At 66.3% G+C, this 2,052-nt stretch carries 1 pseudogene; it reads left to right on the top strand.

From position 1 onward, the window contains the following. Window positions 1–95 precede the first annotated feature (95 nt). Window positions 96–2,052: pseudogene (locus EOA22_RS31645) on the top strand (autotransporter outer membrane beta-barrel domain-containing protein); the annotation flags it as partial.

The raw sequence follows: 2,052 nt of genomic DNA on the forward strand, positions 1-2,052 counted from the left end.
GCGCAACGTCCGATCTCGGTACAGAAAGCGGCGTCAACGTCGCCGTCAACGTTGGGGTCGTCGGGGCGGGTGGCACAGGCAACAAGTCCGGTGCCGTGGATGTTACGAATTCCGCCAATTTGACCACCGACGGCGACTATTCGTCCGGCATTGTTGCCCAATCGATCGGCGGCGGTGGCGGCATGGGCGGTGCGACAAACACGCAGGCCTTCCACGTCGGCGGCACCGCCGGCACGAGCGTTACCGCAAATGTCAGCATCGGCGGCAATGGCGGCGAAGGCAACGATGCCGCCTGTGCCGCGGACGCCGGTGGCAATGCCACTTGTTTCGATGGCAAGGTCGGTGTCGCAGTCGATAATTCGGGCGAGATCCGCACAAGCGGGTTCAACTCGGTCGGCATCCTCGCCATGTCCATCGGCGGCGGTGGCGGCGGCGGCGGCTCGGCTTCGACCAAAGAGGATATCGTCGGCCCAGGCGATGCTGGCGAGACTTCGGTCGGTATCGGCGCGGCGATCGCCCTCGGTGCCGGCGGCGCCGGCAATGGCGGCACGGTTTCGGTGACCAACCGCAATCTGATCGTCACGGACGGCGCCGATTCCTATGGCATCAGCGCCAATTCGATCGGTGGCGGCGGCGGTGTCGGCGGCTCGTCCAGCTCTGGCGTGCTTGGCACTTACGCAATCGGCGGCTCGCTTGGCGGTGCGGGTGGCAAGGGCGGCAATGGCAACCAGGTCGATGTCGTCAATATGGCCGGCGCAACGATATGGACCAAGCAGGAGCGCTCGATAGGCATCTTCGCGCAGTCGGTCGGTGGCGGCGGCGGCGCAGGTGGTGCCGGCGAAAGCAAGGGCAAGAGCGATGGCGGTGAAGTCGCGGTAAACCTGTCGCTTGGCGGCTCGGGTGAGGTCGGCGGCAACGGCGGCAAGGTCAATGTCGAAAACAGCGGCATAATCCAGACCGACAAGGCCAATTCCCACGGCATCCTGGCGCAGTCGATCGGCGGCTCCGGTGGCGTCGGCGGCGCGTCCGGCACGTCATCCACCGACTCGAAGATCGCCATCACGCTGAGCCTCGGCGGCGCCGGCGGCGCTGGCGGTACCAGCGACAAGGTTCACGTCCAGAACTTCCAGAGCGGTTCGATCCTGACGCAGGACGACAACTCGCACGGCATCTTCGCACAGTCGGTGGGCGGCGGCGGTGGTGCGGGTGGCGCTGGCTCGACGGAGACCGGTAAGGCCGAGACGGCCGTTACCATGTATATTGGCGGCCAAGGCGGCAGTGGCAGCATCGGCGGTGAGGTCGAGGTCAACAACTTCGGCAAGATTGAAACACTGGGCTATATCTCGCACGGCATTTTTGCGCAGTCGATCGGCGGTGGCGGTGGTGCCTCGGGTGCCGCGACCGGCGCATCGGAAGCAGACATGACAATCGGTGGCGGTGCCAGCATACCCAACGGGATTCCGATCCCGGTGGTCGGCGACCCCAACGACCCCGACAACGAGGCCGATGGTGGCAAGGTCACCGTCACCAACGATGGCGAGATCATCACACACAAGGATGGGTCATACGGCATCTTCGCCCAGTCCATCGGCGGCGGTGGCGGATATGGCGGCACGGTTTCGTCCGACTTCGCCGGGTCCGACTCTTTTGCCCTCAGCCTGGGCGGCAAGGGCGGCAACGGCGGCGATGGCGGAGATGTGAGGGTTGAGGTTTCCGGATCGATCGAAACCTTCGGCGCCCGCGCGCATGGCGTCGTGGCGCAGTCGGTGGGCGGCGGCGGCGGCGATGGCGGCGGCGCCATCGGTCTCGTGTCGATCGGTGGCAAGGCAAGCGGTGGCGGCCAGGGCGATACGGCGACCGGCAATATTGGCGGCGTCATCAAGACCGGCGTCGATGGAAACGGCGGCGACGGCGCGCCTGGCATTCTGATCCAGTCGGTCGGCGGTGGCGGCGGCAATGGCGGCTACGCCATCGGCGTAGCGCCTGCAATTTCGGTCGCCATCGGCGGTGGCGGCGGCACTGGCGGCAAGGGTGGCGTGGTCAACGTCAATC

The organism is Mesorhizobium sp. M7A.F.Ca.US.014.04.1.1 (assembly GCF_003998745.1).
Taxonomy (GTDB): Bacteria; Pseudomonadota; Alphaproteobacteria; order Rhizobiales; family Rhizobiaceae; genus Mesorhizobium; species Mesorhizobium ciceri.